The organism is Variovorax sp. P4_B11 (assembly GCF_056402355.1).
This window is the reverse complement of the sequence record NZ_JBFUHO010000036.1, coordinates 32,116-51,812: the sequence shown is the minus strand read 5'-3', so window position 1 is coordinate 51,812 and position 19,697 is coordinate 32,116. Positions and strand designations below refer to the sequence as shown.

Annotated in this window: 18 protein-coding genes and 1 pseudogene; 5 read left to right on the top strand and 14 right to left on the bottom strand. The window is 65.3% G+C overall.

Features of this window, described 5'->3' with window-relative positions; all coding sequences use genetic code 11:
- Positions 1-55 precede the first annotated feature (55 nt).
- Positions 56-1,072 carry an amidohydrolase family protein gene (locus AC1DYD_RS26660; protein WP_478175763.1) on the bottom strand — a complete coding sequence of 339 codons (1,017 nt, stop codon included), beginning with the start codon at positions 1,070-1,072 and terminating at the stop codon, positions 56-58.
- A 196-nt stretch (positions 1,073-1,268) separates the two neighbouring features.
- Between AC1DYD_RS26660 and AC1DYD_RS26655 the strand changes: the two genes are divergently transcribed.
- Positions 1,269-2,069 carry an IclR family transcriptional regulator gene (locus AC1DYD_RS26655; RefSeq protein WP_478175762.1) on the top strand — a complete coding sequence of 267 codons (801 nt, stop codon included), beginning with the start codon at positions 1,269-1,271 and terminating at the stop codon, positions 2,067-2,069.
- A 161-nt stretch (positions 2,070-2,230) separates the two neighbouring features.
- On the opposite strand, the gene AC1DYD_RS26650 is transcribed toward AC1DYD_RS26655, so the two are convergent.
- Positions 2,231-2,395, bottom strand: coding sequence for a hypothetical protein (locus tag AC1DYD_RS26650; protein ID WP_478175761.1), 165 nt, complete (start codon positions 2,393-2,395; stop codon positions 2,231-2,233).
- 20 nt (positions 2,396-2,415) lie between these two features.
- Here AC1DYD_RS26650 and AC1DYD_RS26645 point away from each other — a divergent pair.
- Positions 2,416-2,739 (top strand): annotated as a pseudogene (locus tag AC1DYD_RS26645) (transposase); the annotation flags it as partial.
- A gap of 130 nt (positions 2,740-2,869) precedes the next feature.
- Here AC1DYD_RS26645 and fba read toward each other — a convergent pair.
- From fba to AC1DYD_RS26585, 12 genes are read right to left on the bottom strand one after another with little or no spacing between them, the layout of a single operon-like run.
- A complete protein-coding gene (gene fba, locus AC1DYD_RS26640) occupies positions 2,870-3,910 on the bottom strand; it encodes a class II fructose-bisphosphate aldolase (RefSeq protein ID WP_478175760.1) in 1,041 nt (346 codons plus the stop codon).
- Positions 3,911-3,944: 34 nt separating this feature from the next.
- Positions 3,945-5,126 (bottom strand): phosphoglycerate kinase, encoded by a 1,182-nt coding sequence (locus AC1DYD_RS26635; protein WP_478175785.1) that lies wholly within the window; start codon positions 5,124-5,126, stop codon positions 3,945-3,947.
- A gap of 8 nt (positions 5,127-5,134) precedes the next feature.
- Positions 5,135-6,145: a type I glyceraldehyde-3-phosphate dehydrogenase gene (gene gap, locus AC1DYD_RS26630; protein ID WP_478175759.1), complete on the bottom strand. Its 1,011-nt coding sequence runs from the start codon at positions 6,143-6,145 to the stop codon at positions 5,135-5,137.
- Between the two features lie 40 nt (positions 6,146-6,185).
- On the bottom strand, positions 6,186-8,282 hold the full coding sequence (tkt, locus tag AC1DYD_RS26625) for a transketolase (protein WP_478175758.1): 2,097 nt from the start codon (positions 8,280-8,282) through the stop codon (positions 6,186-6,188).
- An 18-nt stretch (positions 8,283-8,300) separates the two neighbouring features.
- Positions 8,301-9,179 (bottom strand): phosphoribulokinase, encoded by an 879-nt coding sequence (locus AC1DYD_RS26620; RefSeq protein WP_478167105.1) that lies wholly within the window; start codon positions 9,177-9,179, stop codon positions 8,301-8,303.
- A gap of 29 nt (positions 9,180-9,208) precedes the next feature.
- Positions 9,209-10,279, bottom strand: coding sequence for a class 1 fructose-bisphosphatase (locus tag AC1DYD_RS26615; RefSeq protein ID WP_478175757.1), 1,071 nt, complete (start codon positions 10,277-10,279; stop codon positions 9,209-9,211).
- A gap of 42 nt (positions 10,280-10,321) precedes the next feature.
- Complete coding sequence (locus AC1DYD_RS26610; protein ID WP_478175756.1) at positions 10,322-11,008, bottom strand: HAD family hydrolase; 687 nt, start codon at positions 11,006-11,008, stop codon at positions 10,322-10,324.
- Positions 11,005-11,712 (bottom strand): ribulose-phosphate 3-epimerase, encoded by a 708-nt coding sequence (gene rpe / locus AC1DYD_RS26605; RefSeq protein WP_478175755.1) that lies wholly within the window; start codon positions 11,710-11,712, stop codon positions 11,005-11,007. The genes AC1DYD_RS26610 and rpe overlap by 4 nt, the downstream gene beginning before the upstream one ends.
- Positions 11,709-12,512, bottom strand: coding sequence for an HAD-IA family hydrolase (locus AC1DYD_RS26600; RefSeq protein WP_478175754.1), 804 nt, complete (start codon positions 12,510-12,512; stop codon positions 11,709-11,711). The genes rpe and AC1DYD_RS26600 overlap by 4 nt, the downstream gene beginning before the upstream one ends.
- On the bottom strand, positions 12,502-13,404 hold the full coding sequence (gene cbbX / locus AC1DYD_RS26595; protein WP_478175753.1) for a CbbX protein: 903 nt from the start codon (positions 13,402-13,404) through the stop codon (positions 12,502-12,504). Before cbbX ends, AC1DYD_RS26600 begins: the two co-directional genes overlap by 11 nt.
- A gap of 23 nt (positions 13,405-13,427) precedes the next feature.
- A complete protein-coding gene (locus AC1DYD_RS26590; RefSeq protein WP_478175752.1) occupies positions 13,428-13,847 on the bottom strand; it encodes a ribulose bisphosphate carboxylase small subunit in 420 nt (139 codons plus the stop codon).
- A 45-nt stretch (positions 13,848-13,892) separates the two neighbouring features.
- Positions 13,893-15,359, bottom strand: coding sequence for a form I ribulose bisphosphate carboxylase large subunit (locus tag AC1DYD_RS26585; RefSeq protein ID WP_478175751.1), 1,467 nt, complete (start codon positions 15,357-15,359; stop codon positions 13,893-13,895).
- 107 nt (positions 15,360-15,466) lie between these two features.
- Between AC1DYD_RS26585 and AC1DYD_RS26580 the strand changes: the two genes are divergently transcribed.
- From AC1DYD_RS26580 to AC1DYD_RS26570, 3 genes are all read left to right on the top strand, one after another.
- Positions 15,467-16,435 (top strand): LysR family transcriptional regulator, encoded by a 969-nt coding sequence (locus AC1DYD_RS26580; protein WP_478167113.1) that lies wholly within the window; start codon positions 15,467-15,469, stop codon positions 16,433-16,435.
- Between the two features lie 264 nt (positions 16,436-16,699).
- The gene (locus AC1DYD_RS26575; protein ID WP_478167114.1) at positions 16,700-17,791 is read left to right on the top strand and encodes a hydrogenase small subunit; all 1,092 of its coding nucleotides are present in this window, start codon (positions 16,700-16,702) and stop codon (positions 17,789-17,791) included.
- A 34-nt stretch (positions 17,792-17,825) separates the two neighbouring features.
- Complete coding sequence (locus AC1DYD_RS26570) at positions 17,826-19,682, top strand: nickel-dependent hydrogenase large subunit (protein WP_478175750.1); 1,857 nt, start codon at positions 17,826-17,828, stop codon at positions 19,680-19,682.
- The last annotated feature ends 15 nt before the right edge of the window (positions 19,683-19,697 follow it).

Here is a 19,697-nt window from a genome sequence, read left to right as displayed (position 1 = left end):
GGGATTCCAAGGGAAGTCTCCTGATGGATGTAGACAGCGGGAAAGGGCCGGGGCGTCAGGCAAGTCGGTACACGCGACTTGCCGTCCCCTCGAACAGCGCTCGCCGCTCATCGGCACCGGCGCTGGAGGTCAGTCGTTTGAAGGCGTTCCAGCACGTGGCATAGCTGTAGGAACCCTTGTCGACAGGGAAATTGCTTTCGAACATGCAGCGGTCTGCACCGAACAGCTCGATGCAGGGCTCCATCCATGGGAGCCATGTGTCGACCAGTTGGTGGGAAGTGGGCGGTGTTGCGCCCTTCTCGAACTCGAAGCCGTTGATGCGCATGCCGAGGCCGCCGAGCTTCGCGTAAACGTTGGGCAGCTTCGCGAGCTGGCGCATGCCATGCAGCCATGTCTCGAACACCTGCGGGCGGAGGCCCTCGTAGGCTCCGATTCGAACGATGCCGCCGCAGTGGTTGATGACCACAGGGGTGTCGGGGATGGCTTTGGCGAGCTCGAACAGCTCGGGCAGTTGGTGAAAGAACAGCCAGGCGTCGTAGGAAAGGCCAAGCTCGGTTAACTGCGCGACGCCCTGACGGTAGCCCTTGTCCACTAGCAGGCCTCTGGGCGCGGCGGACAGCGGGTTGACGAGGGACGAATCCGCGTCCCAGGTGCTCAGGTGGCGCACGCCCTTGAACCGGCCTTGGCCCGCTTGGACATGAGCCTCGAGGACTTCGCGCACGTCAGCGCCCAGGCGAAGGTCGGCATGGCCAACGATGGCCTTGGCCACTTCGGGAACGCCACTGGCGTACTGCCGGGCAACCGCGGAAACGAACTCAGTTTCGCCAACCGGCTTGAGGGCGGCGGGCCCATCCACTCGATAACGGGTCTGAGCCTGCATGTAGACCGATGCGACGACGTTGTGGCCTGTGCGCGCGTCGTCCAGGAAGTCGTCAGCCAGGTAGGTCCAGGCGGGTCGCTCGTAGAAGTGATGATGGGCGTCGACGATGCGCAGGCCAGGCTCAAGGACTTCCTCCTCCTCCTGCAGAGCAAGCCAATCGGCGCGAACGGCGAGGTAATTGGTACTGCTCATCTTTGTCTCCTGTGCATCTGTTATAGTTCTATCCAATAGAACCAGGTTCTGCTCAATAGAACTATAAAGGCGAACTTTCCCTATTCGAATGCGGGTAAACCCTTTGATTGCGCTTCGTGAGCCCGTGGCGGGCGCCGTGTCACACTGCGGTCCGCAGCTCTGAAAGAAGCGCGTCCACGATTGCCTGGTGATTCCCATGACCGAAACAAAGCCCGCCGTTCAAACTGCCGATAGCGCCGAATCCAGCGGCGTTGCGGTGTTGGACAGGGCCTTTTCGCTGCTCGCCGCCTTCGGCGCGACGGACGCGGCGTTGACGCTCACCGAACTGTCAAAGAGGACCGGGCTGTACAAGAGCACGGTGTTGCGTTTGCTATCGGCGCTCGAACACGGTGGCTTCATTCGCAAGCTGGCCGATGGGCAGTACGCCATCGGTCCGCAGCCGCTTCGCTTGGCTTCGATTTATCAGCGCTCGTTTCAGGTGGGGCATGTCATCGAGCCCATCCTGAAGCATCTCAGCGTTGCGACAGGCGAGACCGCATCCTTCTACGTCAGGCACGAGGACAAGCGAATCGCGCTCTTCCGGGTCGAACCTTCCAGGGCGGTGCGTGCGTCGGTGCAGATAGGCCAGGAATACGCGGTCGCGCAGGGTGCATCGGGCAAGGTCCTGCTTGCGTTCTCGCTACCTGCAGCCCCCGAATACCAAGCCATTCGCGAGCAGTTCTGGGCAGTGTCCTATGGAGAGCGAGACCTCGAGACCGCATCAGCTGCCGCACCGGTGTTTGGCGTGACCGGAGAACTCCAAGGGGCGTTGGCTATTTCGGGGCCGCGGGCGCGGCTCGCCCCTTCCGAGGCCATGTACGAAGCATGTCGTCATGTGCTGGAGGCCGCTCGCGAGGCAACGATGGCCCTCGGAGGGCTTGCGACTCACTATGCGCAGAGTCTTGAGCGAATCACTGCCGAAAGCTTCGACGCGCCCACAGCGGTCTTGGTCAGCTGACAACCACATCATCGCCAGGAAGCGACCAACGTTCTGCGCAAGTTCTGCGACGACTATGAAGGTCGGCTACTGGCCTCTCTGGCGACATCACGCGGGCGTGAGGAGGATCGCGTTAGAGAAGACCGTGACGCCTGTCGCTGGCGTGGAAATGGTCAACTGCCTCAGCGATCGACCTTGATGCCCGACGTCTTGAAAATGCGCATCCATTTGCTTGCTTCTGCTGTGATGAAGGCCGCGAAGTCTGCTGGCGAACGCCCGTCGATGCTGCGGTAACCGGTCTTGATCAGCCGTTCTTGGGTGGCCGGTTCCTGCAGGATCTGCTTCAACGTGACAATGCCCCTTAAGCCTGCATCCGATCGTGGACAACTACGCCACGCACAACCACCCCGACGTGCAGAAGTGGCTGGCGCGGCATCCGCGCTTCGTCATGCACTTCACGCCCACCAGCGCATCGTGGCTGAACATGGTCGAGCGCTTCTTCCGCGACATCACCGACAAGCGCATTCGGCGTGACAGCTTCACCAGCGTGGCAGAGCTGGAACTGGCCATTGACCTTTACGTCGCCCATCACAACATCGAGCCGAAGCCGTTCATCTGGACCGCACGCGCCTCTGACATCCTCGCCAAGGTCACGCGGGCCAAAGCTGCTTTCGCGGCCACTGCGGGATAAGTACAGAACAGAGTGGCGCACTGCACTAGGACGGACGGCCATGGGCGGCGGCGCCGCCGAGGCCACAGGTTCCATCGGATACTTGGCCCCACACAGGCTCGTCAAGAACCTGCGCTGATGCGCGCGTCACCTAGCGACGACGACTCATTGCATAGGACTCGAGCGGTATCGCCTTGATTCGGGACGCTTTTCCTGCGCAGCCGAAGGCCTCGAAGCGGTCGACGCACAATTCGCTTGCTGCCGCCATCGCTTCCTTCAGGAACTTTCGCGGATCGAATTCGCCACGATCCTTCATCATGGCGCGCCGCATTGCACCAGTCATGGCCAGGCGAATGTCGGTATCGATGTTGATCTTGCGTACGCCGTGTCGAATTCCCTCCTGGATTTCGGCGACGGGCACGCCGTAGGTCTGCTTGATCTCGCCGCCGTTGTCCCGGATCACCTGCAGCCAATCCTGCGGAACCGACGAAGAACCATGCATCACCAGATGCGTATCCGGAATGCGCGCGTGAATCTGCTTGATCCGGTCGATCGCGAGGATGTCGCCCGTCGGCTGACGGCTGAACTTGTAGGCGCCGTGCGATGTGCCGATGGCGATGGCCAGCGCATCGACACCTGTTCGGGAGACGAAGTCGGCAGCCTGGTCCGGATCGGTCAGCATCTGGTCGTGCGACAGCACCCCGGCGGCGCCGACGCCGTCTTCCTCGCCCGCGGTGCCCGACTCCAGCGAACCCAGGCAGCCCAGCTCGCCCTCCACCGAGACGCCGACGGCATGCGCCATCTCCACCACCCTGCGGGTCACGTCCACGTTGTAGTCGTAGCTGGCAGGGGTCTTGGCGTCTTCTTCGAGGGAGCCGTCCATCATCACGCTCGTGAAGCCGGAGCGGATGGATTGCATGCACACGGCCGGGCTCGCGCCGTGGTCCTGGTGTATCACGATCGGGATGTCCGGGTACATCTCGGCGGCGGCCTCGACCATCTTACGCAGGAAGGGCTCGCCCGCATACTTGCGCGCGCCTGCGGAAGCCTGAAGGATGACGGGGCTGTCCGTCTTCTGCGCCGCCTGCATGATCGCCTGGATCTGCTCCAGGTTGTTGACGTTGAAGGCCGGCACGCCATAGCCATGTTCTGCGGCGTGGTCGAGAAGTTGACGCAAGGAAATCATTGCCATTCAAAGCTCCATGAGTTTCAGGTTGTTGAGGGCATCACGCAGTGCGCTCTTCGAGCGCCTGCACAGCGGGCAAGGTCCTGCCCTCGAGAAATTCGAGAAACGCACCGCCGGCAGTGGACACGTAGTCGATCTGCGCCGCCACGCCAAAGGCGTTGATGGCGGCCACGGTGTCGCCGCCCCCGGCAATGGTGAAGGCCGGCGACCGGGCGACCGCCTCCGCCAGGCTTCGCGTCCCGGTGGCAAACGGCGCCAGCTCGAACACGCCCAACGGGCCGTTCCATACGATGGTCTTGCACCGGTCGAGCTCGGCGACCAGTTGCCGCATCGACGCCGGACCGAAGTCCAGCACCATTTCGTCCCCGCGAATCTGGTCGATCGACCGCACACAAGACCCGGCATCGGCCGACAACTCGGTTGCCGTAACCACGTCGCTGGGCATGAAGAGCTTCGCCCTCCGGGCGTGGAGCGTGGCGAGGACTTCGTGGACCTCGTCGACCATCCCCGGCTCGCACAGTGACTTGCCGACCGGGTGTCCGGCCGCCAGCAGGAAGGTGTTGGCCATTCCGCCCCCCACCACCAGCAGTTCGACCTTGGCCGCCAGCGCGTTCAGCACCGACAGCTTGGTCGAGACCTTGGCACCGCCGACGATGGCCGCCATCGGCCGCGCCGGCGTCGCCAGCGCGCGACCCAACGCCTCCAGCTCGGCGGCCATGAGCGGCCCGGCGCAGGCTTCGTCGGCGAGCCGCGCCAGCGCTTCCGTGGTGGCCTCGGCCCGGTGCGCCGTAGCGAACGCATCGTTCACGTAGACGTCGAGGAGCCGGGCCATCCGTGCGGCGAGCGCAGGCGCGTTGGCCTTTTCGCCGACATGGGCCCGGGTGTTTTCCAGCAGCACCACACTGCCCGGCCGCTGGTCGAAGCCGCCATCGAGCCAGTCGACCACCAGGGGCACCTGCACGCCCAGCAACTCGCCCAGTCTCGCCGCAACCGGCGCCAGCGAATCCTTCGGCGCCAATGCGCCTTCGGTCGGGCGTCCCAGATGCGAAGCGACCATCACGCGGGCGCCTTGCTGCAACGCATAGCCGATGCCGTCGAGACTGCTGCGGATGCGCGAGTCGTCGGCGATCTGGCCCGCCGCGTTCAAGGGAACGTTCAGGTCGCAGCGGATGAAGACCCGCCGGTCGCGCATGTTCACCTGCTGCATCGTCTTGAAGGCCATGGGCTTGCTCACGCCCTCGCCATGGCGGCTGCCGTGTCGATCATGCGGTTGGAGAAGCCCCACTCGTTGTCATACCACGCGCAGACCTTCACGAGCCGCCCCGACACCTTGGTGCAGGTGGCGTCGAAGATGCTCGAGCGTGCATCGTGATTGAAGTCCATGGACACCAGGGGCTCGTCGCTGTATCCGAGCAGGCCGTGCAGGGGCCCCGTCGCTGCCGCGTCCTCCACGAGACGATTGACCTCCTCGACCGACGTGTCGCGCTCGGCCAGGAACACCAGGTCGACCAGCGAGACGTTCAGGGTCGGCACCCGCACCGAGAACCCGTCGAGGCGGCCCGCCAGCTCGGGCAACACCAAGCCTACCGCGGCGGCAGCACCGGTGCGGGTCGGAATCATGGACTGCGTCGCCGATCTCGCCCGGCGCAGGTCCTGGTGATAGACGTCGGTGAGCACCTGGTCGTTGGTATAGCTGTGGACCGTCGTCATCAAGCCATAAGCCATGCCCATGCCGTCGTTCATGACCTTCGCCACGGGAGCCAGGCAGTTCGTGGTGCACGAGGCATTCGAGACCACGGTGTGCGACGCGCGCAGGGTCTCGTGGTTCACGCCGTAGACGACAGTCGCATCCACGTCGGTACCGCCCGGTGCGCTGATCAGCACGCGCTTCGCGCCGGCCGCGAGGTGCGCCGCCGCCTTGGCCTTGCTCGTGAACAGGCCGGTGCACTCCATCACGATGTCGACGTCGAGCTCGCGCCAGGGCAGGTCGGCAGGGCTGCGCATCGAGAAGACCTTGATTCTCCGGCCGCCCACCACGAGTTCGTCGCCTTCGTGCGAAACCGGCAAGGCGAGGCGTCCGTGGGTCGTGTCGTAGCGCGTCAGATGCGCATTGGTCCGTGCATCGCCCAGGTCGTTGATGGCCACGATCTCGAGCACGTCGTACTGATCCGATTCGAACAGCGCGCGCAGCACGTTCCGGCCGATTCGGCCATAGCCGTTGATGGCAATTTTGATCGTCAATTCAAACTCTCTTTGCGTCGGTTGGATTGAAAAAAGGGCATCACTCGGAGATCAGCGCGCAGGCCGCGGAAGATTGCTCCCCCAGTTCCAAAGCACGTGCCAACAGCGCGCAGGCCGAGGAAGATCGCTCCACCAGTGCCAAAGCACGTGCTGCGACCGTCTCTGCGTCGATGCCGAACAGCCTGAAGAGCGCCGAGGCGGGCGCCGAATCGCCGAAGCGATCGATGCCGACGACGTCGCCGTCCTCCCCGACGAACTTCCACCACAAGCCGGTGCTGCCCGCCTCGACCGCGATGCGCGGCAGGTGGCGCGGGATCGTCTCGCGCCGGTAGGCCGCGTCCTGGCGTTCGAACGCTTCCAGGCAGGGCACCGAAACTACGCGCGCCTCGATGCCCCGCTGCGCCAGCAGATCGGCCGCCGCCATGACCACGGCCACTTCGGAGCCGCTGGCCAGCAGTGCCACGCGTTCGTCCGACGGGCGGCGCAAGATGTATGCACCGCGGGCGATGGACGCCAGGCGTGGCGTCGAATCCCCGGCGTGCGGCAGCGCCTGGCGCGTGAGAAGCAGGCAGCTCGGCCCGTCGGACCGGTGCATCGCCTCGCGCCATGCCACCGCGGTCTCGGTCGCATCGGCGGGCCGCCACACGTCGACGCCGGGAATGAGGCGCAGGCTCGACGTGTGCTCCACCGGCTGGTGCGTCGGACCATCCTCGCCCAGGCCGATCGAGTCATGGGTGAACACGTACACGACCGGCAGCTTCATCAGGGCTGACATGCGCACGCCGTTGCGGGCGTAGTCCGAAAAGACCAGGAAGGTGCCGCCGAACGGTCGGAAGCCGCCGTGAAGTGCGACGCCGTTCATCACGGCGGCCATGCCGAACTCGCGAACGCCGTAGTGAATGTGGTTTCCCGTTCCCTTGGCCAGCAAGGGCGTGTGCCCACGCCAGTCGGTGAGGTTGGAGCCGGTCAGGTCGGCCGAACCGCCGAGCAGCTCCGGCGTGGCGGGGCCCACGCGTTGCAGCACATCCTGCGAGGCCTTGCGCGTGGCCACGGTGGCACGAACGGATTCAGCCGATTCGCACGCCGCAGCCAGGGCGGCCTCCGTGTCGCGACTCGGCATCGGGGATCTTCTGCAGCGTCGCAGCAACTCCGCCGCCAGTGCGGGATGCTCGCCGGCATAGGCGGCCAATCGCCCACGCCATGCGGCATGGGCGGCCGCCCCGCGCTCTACCGCGGACCAGGCAAGCCGTATCGGCTGCGGCACGTCGAAGGCGCCCTCGCACCAGCCCAGTGCCGCCCGGGTTCTCGCAATCTCCTCGGCGCCCAAGGGAGAACCATGGACCTCGGCTGTGCCGGCACGGTTCGGCGAGCCGTGGCCGATCGTCGTCCGGCAGCAGATGAGCACCGGCTTGTCCGCGGCGTGAGCGATGGCGATGGCGCGGTCCAGTCCAGCCCAGTCGTGCCCATCGACCTGACGCACGACGGTCCAGCCGTAGGCCTCGAAACGCGCCGGCGTGTCGTCGCCGAACCAGCCGCGCACGTCGCCATCGATCGAGATGCCGTTGTCGTCGTAGAAGGCGACCAGCTTGTTCAACCCCCAGGTTCCTGCCAGGGAACAGGCCTCGTGGCTGATGCCCTCCATGAGACAGCCGTCGCCCAGGAACACATAGGTGCGGTGGTCGACCACGCAGTGGCCGGGCCGGTTGAATTCCGTCGCCAGCAGCTTCTCGGCGAGCGCCATGCCGACCGCATTGGCCAGGCCCTGGCCAAGGGGTCCGGTCGTGGTCTCGACACCCGGCGTCACACCGACCTCCGGGTGGCCGGGTGTACGTGAATGCAGTTGACGGAAGCGCTTGATCTCGTCCATCGGCAAGTCGTAGCCGCTCAGATGCAGCAGCGCGTAAAGCAGCATCGAGCCGTGCCCGTTGGACAGTACGAAGCGGTCGCGATCGATCCAGTCGGGAGCGGCCGGGTCATGGCGCAAGTGATGGCGCCACAGCGCTTCGGCGATGTCGGCCATTCCCATCGGCATGCCGGGATGGCCCGAGTTGGCTGCCTGCACGGCATCCATCGCCAGCACCCGCAGGGCATTGGCGCAGGCGGCGCGGTCGGGGGTCGTCGTTTTCTCGTTGGTCATGAAGGCTCCGGCTTCGGCTCAGGCGCCGAGTAGGTTCTTGCGACGCTCGACCAGGCGCATCACCATCGGGGTGAAGATCAATTGCATGGCGAGCTCCATCTTTCCTCCGGGCACCACGAGCGTGTTGGCGCGCGACATGAACGAGTCGTGCAGCATCGACAGCAGGTACGGGAAGTCGAAGCCGCGCGGGTTCGCGAAGCGGATGACGACGAGGCTCTCATCGGCGGTGGGGATGGTGCGCGCCACGAACGGGTCCGAGGTGTCCACCACCGGCACGCGCTGGAAGTTGATGTGGGTGCGCGTGAACTGCGGGCAGATGTAGTGCACGTACTCGTGCATGCGACGCAGGATCACGTCGGTGACTGCCTCGGTGCTGTAGCCGCGAGTGCTGCGGTCACGTTCGATCTTCTGGATCCACTCGAGGTTGATGACCGGCACCACACCGATCAGCAGGTCGGCGAAGCGGGCGACATCCACGCTCTGTGTGGTCACGCCGCCGTGCAGGCCCTCGTAGAACAGCAGATCACTGGCGGGCAGCGGCTGCCACGGCGTGAAGGTGCCCGGCGACTGACCGAAGGGCCGTGCCTCCACTTCGTTGTGAAGGTACTTCCGGCTCTGGCCGGTGCCGCTTTCGGCGTAGCTGGCGAACAACTGCTCCAGCTCGGCGAAGAGATTGGCGTCTTCGCCGAAGTGACTGAAGTGCGGCTTTCCTTCGGCTTCGGCCGTTGCCATGGCCTGCTTCATCGCCTGGCGGTCGTAGCGATGGAAGCTGTCGCCCTCGACGACCGCGGCCTCGACGCCCTCTCGCCGAAAGATATTCTCGAAGGTCCGGGTCACCGACGTGGTGCCCGCGCCGGACGAACCGGTGATGGCAATGACAGGATGCTTGACTGACATGCTCGATGCTCGCTGGTTGGGTTTGCGGGTCAGGTGATGGCGAACAGGCCGCGACTGCCGAACAACGGCGAGCCGAAGGATGGCGGCGCATCACCCTTGTGGTAGCTCTCGATGCGGACGACTTCCTGCGCCGATCCGAAGATGAAGCCGATGCGCTGGTGCAGCGCGTCGGGCTGCACATCCAGCAGGCGCGAACGTCCGGTGCTGGCGGCGCCGCCCGCCTGCTCCACCAGGAACGAAATCGGGTTGGCTTCGTACAGCAGTCGCAGCCGCCCCTCGCGCGCGGGGTCCCTCGAGTCGCGCGGGTAGAGAAACACGCCGCCGCGCATGAGAATGCGATGCGCCTCGGCCACGAGCGAAGCAATCCAGCGCATGTTGAAATCGGCGCCGCGCGGACCGGCCAGCCCCGCCATGCATTCGTCGACGTAGCGCTTGACGGCCGGCTCCCAGAAACGCGCGTTGGACGCATTGATCGCGAATTCGCGCGTGTGATCCGGGATCTTCAGGTTTGGGTGGCTCAGGACCCATTCGCCCAGCTGCGGGTCGAGCGTGAAGGCGTGGGTGCCCCTGCCCAAGGTCAGGACCAGCATGGTCGACGGACCATAGATCGCGTAGCCCGCGCACACCTGGCGCGTTCCGGGCTGCAGGAAATCGTCCGGCGCGGGATCCTGTCCCGGCGACTTCGCCCGCAGCACCGAGAAGATGCTGCCCACCGACACGTTGACGTCGATGTTCGACGAACCGTCGAGCGGATCGAACAGCAGCAGGTACTTGCCGCGCGGATGTTCGGGCGGCAGTGCATACGGCGCTTCCATTTCTTCCGACGCCATGCCAGCCAGGTGACCACCCCACTCGTTCGCGCGAAGGAACACGGCGTTGCTCAGCACATCGAGCGTCTTCTGATCCTCACCCTGCACATTGCCCGTGCCGGCACTGCCGAGAACGCCGCCCAACGCGCCGTACGCCACCTTTCGGGCGATGGCCTTGCAGGCGAGCGACACGTCCGTGACGAGCGCATTCAGATCCCCGGTCGCTTCCGGAAATCTTCTGCGTTCCTCGATGAGGAACTGGGTGAGGGTGGACTTTCCTCCGGTAGGCATGGTGCATTTCTCCTGGTTTCTTCGTATCGAATTCGGCGCGTTTCAGGCCTGGGCCAGCAGCGGGATCAGCTCCGCCGGCGTGTCGAGGTGCCATCGGGCCGCAGCCTCCCCGGAAGCAGGCTGGCCATAACCCCATCTGACCCAGGCGGCGGGGCAACCGGCCGCGGACGCGGCCATCGCATCGCTGTGCGCATCGCCCACCATCAACATGTCGCCGGGAACCACATCGAGTGCCCGCGCGGCCTGCTCGATCAGCAGGGGCGAGGGTTTGCGCTGCGCGGCCTCGTCGGCCCCGTGCACGCTGTCGAAAAGATGCAGCAACCCCGCTCCCTCCAGCACGGCGCGTGCCAGCAGGGTCGGCTTGTTGGTCACCACCGCCAGTGGACGGCTGAAGACGAGTTCAATCAGCAGCGCCTCGATGCCGGGGAAGACCGAACAGTCAGCGAACGGAGCTTCCAACGTGGCGGCGTCGAAGCCGCGACGCACACAGCCAGCAAGCCAGGTCATGTTTACATCGGGGAGATCGCAGGCGTCCAGTGCGCGCGCGATGAGCGCGTCCGGACCATCACCGATCCACGCACGAACCGTGGACACGTCGAACGGGGGCAGCGCCGCGTCGGCCAGCGCGGCGTTCAGCGCCTTCGCAACGCCCCCGGCACTGTCGACCAAGGTGCCGTCGAGGTCGAAGGCAACGGCGCGGATGGCGCCATGACCGTGATTGACCGTCATGCGGCACGCTCCTGCGCTGGCGCGCAGCGCGTCGCTTCCGCCCGGATCGCGGCGATCGCGCCGCGATAGTCCGTCTTGCCGAAGACGGCCGATCCGGCCACCAGTGTGTCGGCACCGGCCTCGGCAACGCGGCGCGCATTCGTGGCGTTGATACCCCCGTCGACTTCCAGCCAGACCTCGCGCCCGCAGGCGTCGATCCTCTTTCGAACGGCCGCGATCTTGGGCAGCACCGTCTCGATGAAGGACTGGCCGCCGAAGCCCGGGTTGACCGACATCAGCAGTACCAGGTCCAGTTCGTCCAGCACATGGTCCAACCCATGCAGCGGCGTGGCCGGATTGAGCGCCAGGCCGGCCTTGATGCCGAAGGACCGGATCAGCCGCACCGTCCGGTCGACGTGCTCGCTGGCCTCGGGATGAAAGGAAATGATCGATGCTCCCGCCTCCGCGAACAGCGGCACCAGCGCGTCGACCGGCTTGACCATCAGGTGAACGTCGATCGGCACCGGCGTGCTCCCCCGGCGGCAACGGCTCCTGATGGCCTGGCACACCATCGGGCCCATGGTCAGGTTGGGCACGTAGTGGTTGTCCATCACGTCGAAATGGATGAGGTCGGCGCCGGCCTCGATGACGGTCTCGACCTCCTCGCCCAGCCGCGCGAAATCGGCCGCGAGCAGGCTGGGCGCGATGCGAACGATGTCGTTCATTGCGCGCTCCCTTCATACAGCTGCGCCAGCGCCGACTTCCGCCGAGGCGCAGCCAGCGAGGCCAGTTCGTCGAAAGTCAGCCACGCCGCATCGCGCAGTCGATCGCCGGGTTCGCCCTCGAGCGGCTGTGCCGGATCGCCCAAGCTCGGCAGCACGAGTGCGGCGCCCTCGAAGTCGGAACCCTCCGTCCAGAAGGTCGGCGTCACGACCGTCCACAGCCCCGCGGCACAGGCCGAGCGCAGGCCGTTCGTGGAGTCCTCGATGGCCACCGCGCACTCGGGTCCGATTCCGAGGTTGGCCAGCGCCAGCCTGTAGATGTCGGGTGCCGGCTTCTTGTGGTGGACCTGGTCGCCACAGGCGATGACGCTGAAGAAGTCGAGCCCGCGCGGCCCGAGCGCCGAATGCAGCAGCGCGTCGACATTGGCGGCGCTCGTCGTGCTCGCGATCGCCAGCCGACAGCCTGAATCCAGCGCTTCGTGCATCAAGCGCTCGACGCCGGTCCGCAGGCGCACGCCGCCGTCGCGGACGATGCCGGTGTAGACGCGGGTCTTGTCTGCGTGCAGCGTGGGCACGCGTTCGAGCAGCCGTCGGCGCTCGCCGTCGAACACCGGCAACGCATCGATGTAGCTCCGGATGCGTTCCTTGCCGCCAGTCACGTCAAGCAGCCGCCGGTAGTGCTCGGGCTCCCAGCGCCAGCCGAGCCCTTCGCGCTCGAACGCCACGTTGAAGGCGATACGATGCGCCTCCTCGGTGTCGGCCAGCGTGCCGTCGACATCGAACAGCAGAACGTCAATCGCCATCTCGTTCTCCATCGGTTGCGCCATCGCCGAACACGCGGCTGGCCAGGACGTCTTCCGCCGCGAGGGTGCGCAGCTGGTCGGGGTTGAGTACGGTGTTGAGGCCGAACAGGCGCGTCGCGTGCCGCAAGCGGATCCGGTCGAGCGCATTGCGGATCGAGCGCGCGTTCGCGAAGTGCGGTTGCTGCCGACGCCGGCCCACATAGCGGCTGAACGCCGTGGCCGCCGGATCGTCGAAGCGGTAGTTCAGCTGCTCCAGCATCAGCTGGGCGATCCGCATCAGTTCGTCCTCGCTGTAGTCCGGAAAATCGATGTGGTGGGCGATGCGCGACGCCATCCCCGGATTGCTGCCGAAGAACGAATCCATGCGGTCCCGGTAGCCGGCAAGGATCACCACCAGGTCATCGCGGTGGTTCTCCATGGTCTGCAGCAGGATCTCGATCGACTCCTGGCCGTAGTCACGCTCGTTCTCCGGCTTGTAGAGGTAGTAGGCCTCGTCGATGAAGAGCACGCCGCCCATCGCCTTCTTCACGATCTCCTTGGTCTTGGGCGCCGTGTGGCCGATGAATTGACCCACCAGGTCGTCTCTCGTGACGGCCACGAGATGGCCCTTGCGCACATAGCCCAGTTGCTTGAGCACTTCGGCCATGCGCAACGCCACGGTAGTCTTGCCGGTGCCAGGGTTGCCGGTGAAGCACATGTGCAGCGAAGGCGGCGTGGATTGCAGGCCGATCTCGGCGCGCAGCCGGTCGATCAGCAGCAGCGCCGCGATGTCATGGATGCGCGACTTGACGGGCGCCAGGCCGATTAGCTCGGCATCGAGCCTGTCGAGCACGGCGCGTGCGCCGGAGGCTTCCATGAGCCTTCCGGGGTCGCGGTCGGAGGAGATGTCCATGGCGGTGGGTCGGATTCAGCGATTCAGTAGCGCTTGCCTTCGGGCTGCGCCTGGACCGTGTAGCTCTCGATGCTGTAGCGCACCGTTCGGCCGGCCTCTTCGGTGCGGATCAGCCGAAAACCGGGCTCGTCGCTCGGCCGGTTGACCATGAATGACAGCGCCACCGATTCGGTGCCGTGCGTCGAGTCGAACGCCGCGATGCGGATGTAGTGCCGCGGGAAGGCCTTCCGGCAATCGGCCAGTTCCGCCATGATTCCCGCCGCATCGCGCAGATCGAACATAGGATTGCCGAACATCTCCCAGTAGGTGTTGCGGGGATGCGGGTCGTCGGTGTATTCGAGTCCGATAGCCCAGCCCTTCGACAGGCAGTGCTCGACCTGGCAGGTGATCTGCTCATCGCTCAGGTCGGGAAGAAAGGAAAAGGCGCCTTGCGTGATTCGCATTCGTTGCTCCAGGGTGGAAGGGGGTTTGAATGGAGAGCCGGGACGTCAAGCCACCGACGCCGTTGTGGCGTAGTCCGACGTATCCGTCGAGGCGTAGTTGAAAGTAATCTCGCCCCAGGTATCGAGCGCCGCCTGCAGCGGCGAGCACCAGCGGGCGGCATCGCGAAGGATCTGCGGTCCTTCGTTCTCGATGTCTCGCCCCTCGTTGCGGGCCAGCACCATCGCCTCCAGCGCCACTCGATTGGCGGTCGCACCAGCCTGGATGCCCTGCGGGTGGCCGATCGTGCCGCCGCCGAACTGAAGCACCACGTCGTCGCCGAACAGATGCAGCAGCTGATGCATCTGCCCGGCATGGATGCCGCCGGATGCAACCGGCATGACCTTCTTCAGCGCGCCCCAGTCCTGATCGAAGAAGATGCCGCGCGCCAGATCGACCCGCGTGTGCGTGTCGCGGCAGATGTTGTAGTAGCCCTGCACCGTCATCGGATCGCCTTCGAGCTTGCCGACGGCGGTTCCGGTGTGCAGGTGGTCAACCCCCGCCAGCCTCAGCCACTTGGCGATCACCCTGAAGCTCACGCCGTGGTTCTTCTGCCGGGTGTAGGTTCCGTGGCCAGCACGGTGCATGTGCAGCATCATGTCGTTCTGTCGGCACCAATGGCTCATCGACTGGATGGCGGTCCAGCCGACCACCAGGTCGACCATCACGATCACCGAGCCGAGTTCCTTCGCGAACTCGGCCCGCCGGTACATCTCTTCCATCGTGCCGGCGGTGACGTTGAGGTAGCTGCCCTTCACTTCCCCGGTGGCCGCGCTCGCCTTGTTGACGGCATCCATCACGCACAGGAAGCGGTCTCGCCAATGCATGAAGGGCTGCGAATTGATGTTCTCGTCGTCCTTCATGAAGTCAAGGCCGCCCTTCAGGCCCTCGTAGACCACGCGGCCATAGTTGCGTCCCGACAGGCCAAGCTTGGGCTTGGTGGTGGCGCCGAGCAACGGCCGGCCGAACTTGTCGAGGCGCTCGCGCTCGACCACGATGCCGGTCGGCGGACCGGCGAAGGTCTTCACGTAGGCCACCGGGAACTTCATGTCCTCCAGGCGCGCCGCCTTCAACGGCTTGAAGCTGAAGACGTTGCCGATAATCGAGGCCGTCACGTTGGCGATCGATCCCTCCTCGAACAGCGAAAGGTCGTAGGCCACGTAGCAGAAGTACTGGCCGGGGTTGTTCGGCACGGGATCGATGCGGTACGCCTTGGCGCGGTACATGTCGCAGGCCGTGAGGCGGTCCGTCCACACGACGGTCCAGGTGGCCGTGCTCGACTCGCCGGCCACTGCGGCGGCGGCTTCGATCGGGTCGACGCCGTCCTGGGGCGTGATGCGAAAAAGCGCGAGCACGTCGGTCGCCTTTGGCTCGTAGTCGCCGTCCCAATAGCCCATCTGGGCATACTTCAGGACGCCCGCGGTGTAGCGCTTGACGCTGTCGGTGATCTGCTTCGGCTCGGTCATCTGTCCCATGGGGTTCTCCGTGTCAGGTTGCTCGCTGGTGTGTGAGGAACCCAATGTACGAACCAACGATCATTTGTAATAGTTAATAATTTTGCGAAATACATTTGCAATGACTAATGATTAAGAACGCGACATTCAGGCAGCTGGCAGCCTTGCATTCGGTGGCCCGTCTCGGCAGCGTTTCGCGTGCGGCGAGCGAGCTGCATCTCACGCAGCCCGCGGTCTCCATTCAGATCAAGCTGCTCGAGGAGAGCGCCGGCACGCCGCTGGTCGAACGCGTCGGCCGTGGCGTGCGGCTCACCGACGCGGGCGAACTGCTGGCCGGCTACGCGGCCCGAATCCTCGATCTGTGGCGCGAAGCCGGCGACGAGATGTCGACCCAGCGCGGGGGCATCTCCGGCACCCTTCGCGTGGGTGCGGTGACCACGGCGGAATACCTGCTGCCGCCGCTGCTGGTGGCCTTCGCCGACGGACGGTCCGAAGTCGAGATCAAGCTCAGGGTCGGCAATCGAAACGAGATCGTCCACATGTTGGCGGGCCAGGAGATCGACATCGCGATCATGGGCCGTCCCCCGGCCGAGATGAAGACGACCGCCCTCCCCTTTGCCAAGCATCCGATGGCCTTCCTGGCCTCGCCGGCGCACCCGCTCATGGCGCGGCACAAATTGACCGTCGCCGATCTCGCCGGCGTCAAGCTGCTGGTGCGCGAGCGTGGCTCCGGCACGCGCACGACGATCGAGACGCTCTTCAAGGAGGCCGGGCTGCCGCTGCGCGCGGGCTCCGAACTGTCGAGCAACGAAGCCATCAAGCAGATGTGCGCCGCGGGCTTCGGCGTGGCCTTTCTCTCGATGCACACCTGTCGCCTGGAACTCGAAGCCGGCATGCTCGCCCTGCTGCCGATGACCCCGAATCCGATCGAGCGCGACTGGTACGCCATGCATCTGACGACGCGGCGGTTGCCGCAACTGGCAGCGGCCTTCATGCAGTTCCTCCGAGACCACGGCCAGCGGCTCATCCTGGCGCAGCTCCGGCCGATGCCGCGGACGCCGGAAAAGCCCGCCCGGAAGGTGGCACGCTCAAGGTAGCTGCCGCAGGTCTTCCGCGTTTGCCGCCCCTCGCGGCGCAGGGGTGGAAACGAATCTTCCAGTGCGGCATGAGAACTGGAAGGAAGGCGTCACCTCGGGTCCGCGCCGCTGCGGAGGGCGTCCGCGAGCGTCCTCTTTTTTCCAATCGAATCAAGCACTTGCCGTGAGCTGCACGGGGTTTTCCCGCGCTTGCACGAAGTTGGTCCGCGAGTTGCAAAGACGTAGCGCCGCTCACCACATTCGCCGCCAAGGCAAGGAGACACGATGGAAACGTTCTACGACGTCATGCGACGTCAGGGCATCTCGCGCCGCAGCCTGCTCAAGTACTGCTCGCTCACCGCCACGTCGCTCGGCCTCGGCCCGGCCTTCGTGCCGCAGATCGCCCATGCCATGGAGACCAAGCCGCGCACGCCGGTGCTGTGGCTGCACGGGCTCGAATGCACCTGCTGCTCGGAATCCTTCATCCGCTCGGCGCACCCGCTGGCCAAGGACGTGGTGCTGTCGATGATCTCGCTCGACTACGACGACACGCTGATGGCCGCCGCCGGCCACCAGGCCGAGGCGATCCTCGAGGAGATCATGAAGAAGTACAAGGGGAACTACATCCTCGCGGTGGAGGGCAATCCGCCGCTCAACCAGGACGGCATGAGCTGCATCATCGGCGGCAAGCCCTTCATCGACCAGCTCAAGCACGTCGCCAAGGACGCCAAGGCGATCATCAGCTGGGGCTCCTGCGCAAGCTGGGGTTGCGTGCAGGCCGCCAAGCCGAACCCGACCCAGGCCACGCCGATTCACAAGGTGATCTTCGACAAGCCGATCATCAAGGTGCCCGGCTGCCCGCCGATCGCCGAGGTCATGACCGGCGTGATCACCTACATGCTGACCTTCGACCGCATCCCCGAACTCGACCGCCAGGGCCGTCCGAAGATGTTCTACAGCCAGCGCATCCACGACAAGTGCTACCGCCGCCCGCACTTCGACGCCGGCCAGTTCGTCGAGGCCTGGGACGACGAATCGGCGCGCAAGGGCTACTGCCTCTACAAGGTCGGTTGCAAGGGCCCGACCACCTACAACGCCTGCTCGACGGTGCAGTGGAACGAGGGCACGAGCTTCCCGATCAAGGCCGGCCACGGCTGCATCGGCTGCTCGGAAGACGGCTTCTGGGACAAGGGCTCGTTCTACAACCGCCTGACCGACATCCACCAGTTCGGCATCGAGGCCAATGCCGACCGGATCGGTGCCACGGCCGCAGGCGTGGTCGGGGCGGCAGCGGTCGCGCATGCCGCCGCATCGGCCATCAAGCGGGCCGCACAGCACAAGGCCGAAAGCAAGACGGCCGACACCGCCGAACGCTGAAGAATTCGATGCCCCAACGGCAAGGACCACGACAATGAGTGCATACGAGACACAAGGCTTCAAGATGGACGATACGGGTCGCCGTATCGTGGTGGATCCGGTCACCCGGATCGAAGGTCACATGCGCTGCGAAGTGAATGTCGACAGCGACAACGTCATTCGCAACGCGGTGTCGACCGGCACCATGTGGCGCGGGCTCGAGGTCATCCTGAAGGGCCGCGACCCCCGCGATGCCTGGGCCTTCGTCGAACGCATCTGCGGCGTGTGCACCGGTTGCCATGCGCTCGCCTCGGTGCGCGCGGTGGAGGATGCGCTTGGCATCACGATCCCGAAGAACGCCTACCTGATCCGGGAGATCATGGCCAAGACGCTGCAGGAGCACGACCATGCGGTGCACTTCTACCACCTGCATGCGCTCGACTGGGTCGACGTGGTGTCCGCACTGAAGGCCGATCCGAAGAAGACCTCGGAGTTGCAGCAGACCGTGTCTCCATCGCATCCGATGTCGTCGGCAGGCTATTTCCGCGACATCCAGAACCGGCTCAAGAAGTTCGTCGAGAGCGGCCAGCTCGGCCCGTTCATGAACGGCTACTGGGGCAGCAAGGCCTACGTGCTGCCGCCCGAGGCCAACCTGATGGCGGTGACGCACTACCTCGAGGCACTCGACCTGCAGAAGGAGTGGGTCAAGGTCCACACCATCTTCGGCGGCAAGAACCCGCACCCCAACTACCTGGTAGGCGGCGTGCCCTGCGCCATCAACATCGACAAGGACGGCGCCGCGGGCGCGCCCGTCAACATGGAGCGGCTGAACTTCATCGAGGCGCGCATCCGGGAAATGATCGAGTTCAACAACAACGTCTACATCCCCGACGTGCTGGCGATCGGCACCATCTACAAGCAGGCCGGCTGGCTCTACGGCGGCGGCCTCGCCGCGACCAACGTGATGGACTACGGCACGTACGAGAAGGTGATGGGCGACCACCGGACCCAGCAACTGCCCGGTGGCGCGATCCTGGGCGGCAACTGGGACGAGATCCTCCCGGTGGACCCGCGCGACCCTGCGCAGGTGCAGGAGTTCGTCAACCACAGCTGGTACAAGTACGCCGACGAGTCGAAGGGGCTGCACCCGTGGGACGGCGTGACCGAACCTAATTACGAGCTCGGCGCCAGGACCAAGGGCACGCGAACGAACATCGAGCGACTGGACGAAAGCGCAAAGTACTCGTGGATCAAGTCACCGCGCTGGCGCGGCCACGCGATGGAGGTCGGTCCGCTGTCGCGCTACATCCTGGGCTACGCGCACGCGCTGAAGGGCCATCCGCACTGCCAACGGGTGAAGGAGCAGGTCGACCGGTCCGCGGCGATCATCAACAAGGATTTCCCGCAGGCGCTGGGCATGCCGCAGACGCAGTTCACCGTGAAGCAGTTGCTGCCCACGACCATCGGCCGGACGCTGGCGCGCGCGCTCGAGGCACAGTACTGTGCCGAGATGATGCTCGACGACTTCAACGAACTGGTGGCCAACATCAAGGCCGGCGACACCAGCACGGCGAACGTCGAGAAATGGGACCCGTCCACCTGGCCGAAGGAGGCCAAGGGCGTCGGCACCGTTGCTGCGCCGCGCGGCGCGCTCGGCCACTGGATCCGCATCAAGGACGGCCGCATCGAGAACTACCAGTGCGTGGTGCCGACCACCTGGAACGGCAGCCCGCGAGACACCAAGGGCCAGATCGGCGCCTTCGAGGCGAGCCTGATGAACACGCCGATGGCCAACCCGGAGCAGCCGGTCGAGATCCTGCGCACGCTGCACTCGTTCGACCCGTGCCTCGCCTGCTCGACCCACGTGATGAGCCCGGACGGCCAGGAACTCACCAGCGTCACCGTGCGCTGAACCACCCCCCAAGGA

Excerpts from the sequence above, each read along its gene's own strand:
- AC1DYD_RS26660 (WP_478175763.1), bottom strand. The coding sequence starts at position 1,072 with ATGAGCAGTACCAATTACCTCGCCGTTCGCGCCGATTGGCTTGCTCTG.
- AC1DYD_RS26655 (WP_478175762.1), top strand. The coding sequence starts at position 1,269 with ATGACCGAAACAAAGCCCGCCGTTCAAACTGCCGATAGCGCCGAATCC.
- fba (WP_478175760.1), bottom strand. The coding sequence starts at position 3,910 with ATGGCAATGATTTCCTTGCGTCAACTTCTCGACCACGCCGCAGAACAT.
- AC1DYD_RS26635 (WP_478175785.1), bottom strand. The coding sequence starts at position 5,126 with ATGGCCTTCAAGACGATGCAGCAGGTGAACATGCGCGACCGGCGGGTC.
- tkt (WP_478175758.1), bottom strand. The coding sequence starts at position 8,282 with ATGACCAACGAGAAAACGACGACCCCCGACCGCGCCGCCTGCGCCAAT.
- AC1DYD_RS26620 (WP_478167105.1), bottom strand. The coding sequence starts at position 9,179 with ATGTCAGTCAAGCATCCTGTCATTGCCATCACCGGTTCGTCCGGCGCG.
- AC1DYD_RS26615 (WP_478175757.1), bottom strand. The coding sequence starts at position 10,279 with ATGCCTACCGGAGGAAAGTCCACCCTCACCCAGTTCCTCATCGAGGAA.
- AC1DYD_RS26610 (WP_478175756.1), bottom strand. The coding sequence starts at position 11,008 with ATGACGGTCAATCACGGTCATGGCGCCATCCGCGCCGTTGCCTTCGAC.
- rpe (WP_478175755.1), bottom strand. The coding sequence starts at position 11,712 with ATGAACGACATCGTTCGCATCGCGCCCAGCCTGCTCGCGGCCGATTTC.
- AC1DYD_RS26600 (WP_478175754.1), bottom strand. The coding sequence starts at position 12,512 with ATGGCGATTGACGTTCTGCTGTTCGATGTCGACGGCACGCTGGCCGAC.
- cbbX (WP_478175753.1), bottom strand. The coding sequence starts at position 13,404 with ATGGACATCTCCTCCGACCGCGACCCCGGAAGGCTCATGGAAGCCTCC.
- AC1DYD_RS26590 (WP_478175752.1), bottom strand. The coding sequence starts at position 13,847 with ATGCGAATCACGCAAGGCGCCTTTTCCTTTCTTCCCGACCTGAGCGAT.
- AC1DYD_RS26585 (WP_478175751.1), bottom strand. The coding sequence starts at position 15,359 with ATGGGACAGATGACCGAGCCGAAGCAGATCACCGACAGCGTCAAGCGC.
- AC1DYD_RS26580 (WP_478167113.1), top strand. The coding sequence starts at position 15,467 with ATGATTAAGAACGCGACATTCAGGCAGCTGGCAGCCTTGCATTCGGTG.
- AC1DYD_RS26575 (WP_478167114.1), top strand. The coding sequence starts at position 16,700 with ATGGAAACGTTCTACGACGTCATGCGACGTCAGGGCATCTCGCGCCGC.
- AC1DYD_RS26570 (WP_478175750.1), top strand. The coding sequence starts at position 17,826 with ATGAGTGCATACGAGACACAAGGCTTCAAGATGGACGATACGGGTCGC.